Source organism: Acinetobacter sp. YH12218 (genome assembly GCF_013417925.1).
GTDB lineage: Bacteria > Pseudomonadota > Gammaproteobacteria > Pseudomonadales > Moraxellaceae > Acinetobacter > Acinetobacter amyesii.
Window position 1 is genome coordinate 1 of the sequence record NZ_VPDB01000118.1, and the last position, 5,095, is coordinate 5,095.

Annotated in this window: 4 protein-coding genes; all 4 read right to left on the reverse strand. The window is 37.9% G+C overall.

Going from position 1 to position 5,095, the window contains the following annotated elements:
* Positions 1 to 44: 44 nt before the first annotated feature.
* The 4 genes from FTV03_RS16930 to mobC all read right to left on the reverse strand — a co-directional run bounded on the left by FTV03_RS16930 (position 45) and on the right by mobC (position 4,718).
* Positions 45 to 1,409, reverse strand: a complete 1,365-nt coding sequence (locus tag FTV03_RS16930; protein WP_180042328.1) for a replication initiation protein — start codon at positions 1,407 to 1,409, stop codon at positions 45 to 47.
* Between the two features lie 351 nt (positions 1,410 to 1,760).
* Positions 1,761 to 2,039: a hypothetical protein gene (locus tag FTV03_RS16935; protein ID WP_180042330.1), complete on the reverse strand. Its 279-nt coding sequence runs from the start codon at positions 2,037 to 2,039 to the stop codon at positions 1,761 to 1,763.
* A 14-nt stretch (positions 2,040 to 2,053) separates the two neighbouring features.
* Complete coding sequence (locus tag FTV03_RS16940) at positions 2,054 to 4,189, reverse strand: hypothetical protein (protein ID WP_180042332.1); 2,136 nt, start codon at positions 4,187 to 4,189, stop codon at positions 2,054 to 2,056.
* On the reverse strand, positions 4,179 to 4,718 hold the full coding sequence (gene mobC / locus FTV03_RS16945; protein ID WP_180042334.1) for a plasmid mobilization relaxosome protein MobC: 540 nt from the start codon (positions 4,716 to 4,718) through the stop codon (positions 4,179 to 4,181). The genes FTV03_RS16940 and mobC overlap by 11 nt, the downstream gene beginning before the upstream one ends.
* Positions 4,719 to 5,095 lie beyond the last annotated feature (377 nt).

Here is a 5,095-nt window from a genome sequence, read left to right on the forward strand (position 1 = left end):
TGAGGGGGGAAAAGCAAAAACAAACTCTTTGCTTACGACTAAGCTTAAATATTTAATTGATTAAAGAGTTTCACAGTTTGAATATTTGAAGTTTTAAGATTTAGAGGCTTTAAAATACGCTTTGGCTCGCTTCGCTCGCATACAAGATGAGAATTACTACGTAATTCTTTTACCAAGAGCACACTACACTGATAGTTATTTGCATTAAATATAGGGCTAAATCTATGATATTTAATGTTTTTTACTTTAATTTCTTGCACTTTTGTTTTTTCTGTTTTAATAGCCGTTTTTCGAGATTTAGACTCATTAATTGCGTTATAGACTGAGCGTATTGATAAACCAGTGAGTTTTGCTATATCTGTGGCTTTCTTTCCACGTTTATGTAGTCTTCGAGCCTCTTGTCTTTGTTTTGAATAGGCATATCCTTTGGCTTTACCCCCTTTTTTCCCACATTTCGCAGCAATTTCACTAATTTCAGACTTTGTCATTCTTTGCTTTTCTCCAAACGATCCATAACAGTAATTCGTAATACTATGGCAAATCGTAGCAACTTCACTTACTTGAACTGGAGGGCTGCACTTTGTTTCATTTAATTCGTTCGCAAAATCATTCAAACAGTTTTCAAATTGCTGTCTTGTCCAGTTCTTTGAATGCTTGTTATAAAGTGAATAGGCACGTACACGCACAGTATTGAACAAGAAGTCATTACGTTCACCTGTTTTTACTGTTGCACGATCTGACGCTTGTTTGAGTGCTTTATCTGTCTGCTTCGATTGTAGTCGCTCAATGAATGTTGTGCTTTTGACTTCTAGTTCTGAAATTCGAGCAAGTTCATACATCTCGTAGCTTGTTGAACGCATCCCTACTACGTCCCACTGCTCGCTATAGGGGTTTTTAGCGATAAAGTTATGATAAGCATCATCACCGCCAAATATGGCGTTTAAATGGCGTTTGAGGGCTTTATAGAGGCTGTGTGCTTTTGTGCTGTAATTGCCTTTTTTATTGCTTGTATCAATGCATACCCAGTTTTTTAGACAATAAATCAACTGTACATGTTTATTTGCGGGATTTTTGACAATTAAATTAGGAACTGGAGCATTTAAAGTGCTGTAAATAAGGGCTTCGATACTGTCTGCAACTGGTCTGTCTATATCAATGATCAATGTGCCGACTTTAAAATCTGTAGCAGTCTTTAAATATGCGAAATCAGCAAAATCAGGCTCATCTTTGTGAAACCAACAAGGCTTTTCACCTGCTAGCGCAATTTTAGAAGTCCAAAGCGGGCAAGAATCGGGAATTGAAAGACGAAAAACGCTAAGAGATGCGTCAAGATCAGACTTTCTAGTCTGTTGTTCTTCAAAAATCAGGGCTTTTTTGCGTAAATTAAACGCTGTTACGGTTTTTAGCATAAACAAGTCAGTTATTTAGACTTGTTAAATCACTGTATCCACTTCATAATAAGCCTATACATTGTGGATTCAGCTACTAACAAGTCGGTTGATGAAGCCAGAAAGAAGCCATTGTCCGCCAAGATAAGAGGGCTTTTTTTTGGTCTGTACTTTTTCTAATTCAAGAAAATGTATCTAATTGCTCTCAATTTGAAGCTACTCTACAACTATTGCAAGATTTTTTTTCTCATTCGTTGAATTTTCGCAAAAATAAATCTGTTACCACATCAAAACCTGCAATTTGTTCAAAATTAAGACACTTTTTTTTCGAGTACAGCAATGTAAAACATTGCTACGCAGAAAAATAAAGGGTCATCTTCTACTTTTACGCTTGATCACGTTGAATGCTTGATTTAACTCAATCGGGTCATAGTTCAAGCTTTTACACAAAGTAAAAAAGTTTTGATTGTCCATTTTTTCATGACACCAATTTAGCTGTAACAGCCAATGTTTTTCTGCATTTAATTGTTCGTACACATCATGTAAATAAGACAAGTCTACATTTTCCATTTCAGAAAAAGTAAGCATTGCAGCATAAGCAACGTCACTGATTGATGATGTTTCAAAGTGCTCGCTAATATCTATTTTCATAATTTTTTCATCTCCTACATTGTGAATCCGTTGTCATTATTACGTTCAATAGCTTTTGTTTCAGGCTTCGCCTGAAATAACGGCTTAACTTCGTTTTCTTTTTTAACAAGATCATTTAAGCGATATTCGTTTGAAGTTCGTTCAAGTGAGAATGTTCGATTGAGCTTTTGTCGAGTGTCGTAATTCAGATGACAGCCTGACTTTTTCATATAATCAATAATGCGCTCATCATTACGTATCATACTGTTTACAATATTAATTTCATCTCGACTTAAACCGTTCTCATAGCGTTTATAGTGCCCAAGCTCTTGGTATTTGGTTTCGATGTAGTAAGCAACTTGTTCAATATTTCGATTCTTAAATGCTTCATGCTGACGTTCTGACCAGACCGCAATACGCTCCGCAGTCGGTGAGCGATAACCATTGTTTTTGAAATATCGAGTTAAATCAGTGCAAGGCTTCGGCTTAATCACAACATTACTGAGTTGTCGTGCAATTAAATCAATGTGTTTAGTTGTTCGATCAAGTTGTTGACTGAAAGTTCTAGCTTCTGAAGCTTGTTGTTTAACTCGCTGACGTTGATTTCGTTGTTTGTTGCTGTATTCAATGATGATGCTGTCGAAAGTGCTTTCGTTAATTGCGATTGTGTGAGCTGTATATCGTCCAGAATTGGTTTTAGTTCTTGATTGATCTTGCTCTGCACTAACTTTTCGATGTTCGAGTTGTTCAACACAGTGAGCAATTTCTCTTGCAAATGTTTTTGCGCTTGCATTCCGAACTTCTGTAAAGATTCTGTCAAATCGACTTGTGGCACTTGGTTCATCTGCTGAATTAGTGCTGTGTTGCGCTGTTCTAAGTGCTCGATGTACTTCTTCTGCTCGTTGATACAAGTCTGCTGTAGCTCGTTCTGTTTCTGTAGCAAGCTGACTTGCTGACTGATTAACTGCTGTAATTCGCTCATTTACTTCACCAATGAAATCAGGATCAGAATTAGCAGTAACGCTGTGCATGATACTGACAAAATTAGACTGATTTTCTGCTGTTGTTGCTGTGTCTGCTGTTGCTCTAAGCTCTGAATATTCAAGTTTTCGGCTTGCTTCACTAAAGTTTGGACTTGATTCAATAACTCTGCTGATTTCTGTGTGAGCTTGTAAACTGACTCCGTTTGGTCTTGGGTTTTGCTGATCAAAACTTGACTGTGCTGTAGTATCTCGTTGTCTATGATCTGTAAGCGTTTCAGCGTATCTGTCTGCAAAGAATCTAGCTCTTGATTCAGTTGCTCGTTGAAGTTTGTTATAGAGTTCATTAACTCGTTTTGCATCGACTTCATTTGCTCTTGATGCGCTTTGATCTGCTTCTGCTCTAGCTCGATTTTCTGCGTAAGCAGTGACATTGAATCCATCTTTATAAAACTCCCCTGCGAGCTTCACGGCTGTCTTATCACCGTGCAATTTGACTGAAATAGTGTCTTTAGCGTTTCGTGTGATGATTCCATATTCAGCAAGCGTTTGGACAACATCGTTACGGTCTTGAATCACGCCTGCGTTAATGCGTTGGGCAACGATTTTATTTAAAAGCTCTTTTTTTTCAGGCTTGGTTTTACCTGAGAAATTGATTTCTACGGCCGCTGCACGTTGTGAATGCGTGTGGTGTGGTAGCTGTACATCAGCTTTTAAAATGGCAAGGTCATCAGGTTTGGACCAGGAATGTTTTTCATTTAAATAATCCCGAACTTTGTCGAAATATTTTTCGTGTCCGGGAGGGGCAATATTTAACGACTTACCTGTTCCAAGATCGACTCGTGGTACTAGAACATGCACATGCTTTGAACCGTCTTGAGCAACGTGTAACACGGCATTCATGTGATAGCGTGTTGGGTCTAAATCAGCAAAAGCATGTTTTTCAAATTGATCTAATGTTTCTTGAATCTGTGCATCGCTTGGATTGTCGTCTTTTGACCATGCAATGACAGCGGAGCTGTAGCGATAATCAAAATCTAGGCTTTCAGTAATGGCAACAAATGTTTGTGCATCACCTCTAAGCGTCTGAATATCAGGACGCAAATCGCCTTTCGCATCTTTTTCAGCAAGTAAGTAGCCAACGGCTTTCCGTGGACAGCCTTTGCCATGTTTCGTAAATTTAATGTGCATCGGTTTCGACCTCCACTAACTCTACGGCTTTGACTACTCGGACTCTCGCATTCTCGATAGCTGTATCAGACATGGTAGTTTTTTTAATCTCACCAATAACGCTATGTATATCTTCTTGAATTGCTTGAAGCACTTGCAGACATTCAATAAAGCTAAATTCTTGAGTGAGATCCAATTCAGATGCTTTATCATTTTTAATCAGGTTCAAGGCTCTAGCACACTGATTCAGATTTGTACCTACCCGACCAAGTTCGAATAATACGGCTGGGTCTACTTTTGGCGGTGCTCGGTGGTGCTTTTTTTGTTTAAGTGGAAATGTAGGTTTCAAATAGTGATCAGGCATTTCAACTAAATGAAATTCTGCACTAATCGCATTTTTGATTAGTCGATTATTGAAGTCACTAAACTGTAAATTTCTTTTCTCAAGAAAATCATCAAGCTGATTTTTTTCATCAACTGTCAGACGTAGACGTTTAACTTCTGATTTCGGATTGATCTTTTTAAATCTTGTTAAGTCTTCATCATCCATTTTTACCACTCCCCTATTGAGGGTTTTGCTTTTGGGGGTTTGGGGGCGAAGCCATCCAACAAGACTTCTGTGCTACAACTTTTCGGAACTGCGTAGCAGGGCTGAAAATTGTAGCTACAGAGTAGGCTTGCTTAATTACAATAGCATCTTGTTTCTGTGCTAACAATATTCGGCACGAATGTTGTTAGCACAGAAACAAAGGCTATCTGTAATTATTGCGGTACTGGACTAAATCAAGAGATGAGTTGTTTGAGGGGGGAAAAGCAAAAACAAACTCTTTGCTTACGACTAAGCTTAAATATTTAATTGATTAAAGAGTTTCACAGTTTGAATATTTGAAGTTTTAAGATTTAGAGGCTTTAAAATACGCTTTGGCT

What these genes read in the sequence shown, in the direction of transcription:
- FTV03_RS16930 (WP_180042328.1), bottom strand. Translation starts at nt 1,409, where the DNA reads ATGCTAAAAACCGTAACAGCGTTTAATTTACGCAAAAAAGCCCTGATT.
- FTV03_RS16935 (WP_180042330.1), bottom strand. Translation starts at nt 2,039, where the DNA reads ATGAAAATAGATATTAGCGAGCACTTTGAAACATCATCAATCAGTGAC.
- FTV03_RS16940 (WP_180042332.1), bottom strand. Translation starts at nt 4,189, where the DNA reads ATGCACATTAAATTTACGAAACATGGCAAAGGCTGTCCACGGAAAGCC.
- mobC (WP_180042334.1), bottom strand. Translation starts at nt 4,718, where the DNA reads ATGGATGATGAAGACTTAACAAGATTTAAAAAGATCAATCCGAAATCA.